We start from the raw sequence: 2,932 nt of genomic DNA, 5'->3' as shown, positions 1-2,932 counted from the left end.
CCGCTACACTGTGTTTCCATAAGGCCGTCCTCGTCATTGTGCATAACATGCTGATCGAACACATATTATGCCACGAGATACGGCCTTTTTCTTGGCTATCGGTGAGAAATCCGGGTTAGCCCATGAATATTGGCAATACTGAGGACCGAATGGCTGTAAGTTGCCTGATGCTTTCCGAAAAATCAGGAGAACATTATGGGTGGCATTGGTAGCGGCGTGCGACGGACGAATATCGGACGATTGACGCGCGGCCCAACCGGAAACCCCGGATCTCGGACCTTACCTTAAGCAAGACTCTCGAAAGAGGGCCTCGATGAGTGGACAATCCGGGAGGTTCCCGTCTTTACAGCGAGCTATCATGGTTTTCAGCACCTGTTCCATGGATTTCAGATCCGTGATCTTGGCTTGCACATCAGTGAGGTGCTGCGCGGCGAGAGCACGCGCTTCGTTGCACGATCGTCCGCGCGCGTCCACCAGCCGTAACAAAGCCCGGACCTCTTCGAGACTAAATCCGAGATCCCTGGCTCGCCGAATAAAGTTCAGGCGCTTGACGTGTTCTAACTCATAGACCCGGTAACCGCCTTGCGTACGGGGAGGTAACGGAAGGAGCCCTGCCCGTTCGTAGTAGCGAATGGTTTCGATGTTGCACTTCGTGGCCTGCGCAAGCTGGCCGATTTTCAAGCCTGCCCGGCTGGACTCGGCATTAATATCCATCGCGTACCAACGCCTCTTGACTCTGTAGTTACTACAGGGTCTATATTACCTAACAAACGGATTAGGAGAAATCGCCATGGCTTCGGAGAACTCTTTGATAAGACAGGCAGCGGCTGAAACTCGTCGGACACATCGGGCGGCGGGGAAAACGCTCGTGTCGATCGGCGGCATCCTCGCCGCGATCGCGGCCTCTTCTTGTTGTGTCCTGCCGCTCGGCTTGTTTGCGCTCGGGATCAGTGGCGCGTGGATCAGTAACCTAACGGCGTTAGCCCCTTATCAACCCTACTTCGTGGCCGTAACACTCGCGTGCCTAGTGGCAGGATTCGCAATGGTCTACCGCACGCCGAAAGCGGCATGCCTGCCGGGTTCGTCCTGCGCGAGACCGGGTTTCGATCGCTTCGCCAAATTGAGCCTTTGGACGGCGACCGTGATCATCACCGCGGCCCTTGCATTCCCCTACGTGGCTCCGTTGTTTATCGAAACATAATGTGAGACACCAACATGCGAAAGCTAACGCACATCATACTCCTGACGGCGCTCGTGGCGGACCCCACGTTGGCCGCGGAGCGAACAGTCATACTCAACGTCGACAACATGAGCTGTCCGGCCTGCGCGCCGATAGTGAAAAAGAGCCTCATGGGGATCGAAGGGGTGGTCATATCGGACGTCTCGGCGGAGACGAATACCGCCACCGTGACCTTCGATGACGCCAAGACCGGTGTCGCGGCCCTAATCGATGCCACGACCAACGCGGGTTATCCATCACGTTTGGCCCAGTGAGCATGCCTCCCGAGGCACATGAGACCACGCTCTGACATCCGAGAAGCCTCTGGTCATCGATCAAAAGATTGGGTTGCCAGGGGCCGCAGCCTCGCGCTCGCTTGGGGGCTCCCTGGCTTGACGCTTGCCGGCTCCCTACTTGTGGAATCGCCGTGGCGCGCCTGGATCTGGGTCGCGGGCCTCCTCTGGATGGGTACCGCTTGTATGGCTAATGCAAGACGCTGTGGCCGGACCCACTGTTACTTCACGGCACCGTTGTTTTTTGTCATGGCCTTGGTCGCGCTGCTCGACGGCCTTGGGCTGCTCGTCTTAGGACCACGCGCTTGGACCGGGCTCGCTCTGGGATTGGTGATCGGTACAGCGGGACTGTGGTGGGGAACTGAACGACTGTGGGGACGGTTCTTCCCTTCCACCGGCAAGGGCAAGAATCCAAAGGAAGCCTGACATCACGACACCATACGACCCTGCGGAACGATGGCCGCGGCTTTGTCCGTGAGGTCGCACGGCGCGGAGTGGCCCGAACGGGGTCTGCAGGCGACCCTGAAAAAGCCAAGTCCTAAGCATTACGGAGAGACTATGAGCACCTATACGCTTCGCATCACGGGCATGACCTGCGACCACTGCGCGCGTACGGCCGAAGACGCCTTGAACGCCTTGCCGGGTGTGTGGGCCGAGGTCTCTTACGAAGAAGGGATTGCCCGAGTGAGCGCGCCTGCGGATGTCGGCGTCGAGCGCCTCATCGAGCGCATCGAGGCGAAAGGCTTCAAGGCGGGGCTCAGCGCATAGACCGCCGGTCCACAAGCAACGAGGAGCCAAGCGCTATGAACGTACAAACCCTGCGCATCACCGGGATGACCTGCGATCACTGCGCGACATCGATCGAGGAGGTGCTGGCCGGTATGGCCGGGGTGGTCGAAGCCCAGGTCTCCTACGACGAAGGCACCGCCCGCATCAAGACCGAGGCGGGGGTCGATAGCGCGAAGCTCATCGATGCCGTCCAGGGCAAAGGGTTTGGCGCGGAGGTGCTGGATCGCAAGGGTTCGACTGTGGCGAAGGGGGTCTCGGACCGGCCGCGCATCTCAGTCGTCGACACACCCACGGCTTCCGTCAAACCGCGACGGAGATCGCGAGGCGCTCTTCACGTCGCGGTCATCGGCAGTGGCGGGGCGGCGTTTGCCGCCGCTATTCGCGCCGCCGAGGAGGGTGCCAGCGTCACCCTGATCGAGAAGGCAACGCTCGGCGGGACCTGTGTGAACGTTGGCTGCGTGCCCTCCAAGATCATGATCCGGGCTGCGCATCTCGCGCACCTGCAATCCGCACATCCGTTCGACGGTATCAAAAAACAAGCCGCCGTCATCGACCGCTCGGCGCTCTTGGCCCAGCAACAAGGTCGGGTGGACGAACTGCGGCATGCCAAGTACGAAAGCATCCTCGAATC

At 59.8% G+C, this 2,932-nt stretch carries 6 protein-coding genes; 5 read left to right on the top strand and 1 reads right to left on the bottom strand.

Translation table 11 applies throughout. The features are described 5' to 3' along the window. Positions 1-279: 279 nt before the first annotated feature. Positions 280-714, bottom strand: a complete 435-nt coding sequence (locus M3436_20365; GenBank protein MDQ3566325.1) for a helix-turn-helix domain-containing protein — start codon at positions 712-714, stop codon at positions 280-282. Positions 715-790: 76 nt separating this feature from the next. Here M3436_20365 and M3436_20360 point away from each other — a divergent pair, with 76 nt between their 5' ends. The 5 genes from M3436_20360 to M3436_20340 all read left to right on the top strand — a co-directional run. Then, positions 791-1,201, top strand: coding sequence for a mercuric transporter MerT family protein (locus M3436_20360; protein ID MDQ3566324.1), 411 nt, complete (start codon positions 791-793; stop codon positions 1,199-1,201). Positions 1,202-1,215: 14 nt separating this feature from the next. Further along, the gene (locus tag M3436_20355) at positions 1,216-1,494 is read left to right on the top strand and encodes a cation transporter (GenBank protein MDQ3566323.1); all 279 of its coding nucleotides are present in this window, start codon (positions 1,216-1,218) and stop codon (positions 1,492-1,494) included. 204 nt (positions 1,495-1,698) lie between these two features. After that, positions 1,699-1,938: a hypothetical protein gene (locus M3436_20350; GenBank protein ID MDQ3566322.1), complete on the top strand. Its 240-nt coding sequence runs from the start codon at positions 1,699-1,701 to the stop codon at positions 1,936-1,938. A gap of 132 nt (positions 1,939-2,070) precedes the next feature. After that, positions 2,071-2,280, top strand: coding sequence for a heavy-metal-associated domain-containing protein (locus tag M3436_20345; protein MDQ3566321.1), 210 nt, complete (start codon positions 2,071-2,073; stop codon positions 2,278-2,280). Positions 2,281-2,315: 35 nt separating this feature from the next. Next, on the top strand, positions 2,316-2,932 hold a 617-nt coding region (locus M3436_20340), incomplete at its 3' end, for a cation transporter (GenBank protein ID MDQ3566320.1).

This window comes from Pseudomonadota bacterium (assembly GCA_030859565.1).
In the GTDB taxonomy this organism is placed as follows: domain Bacteria; phylum Pseudomonadota; class Gammaproteobacteria; order JACCXJ01; family JACCXJ01; genus USCg-Taylor.
The sequence above is the reverse complement of the archived record's forward strand: the minus strand, read 5'-3'. Positions and strand labels throughout refer to the sequence as shown.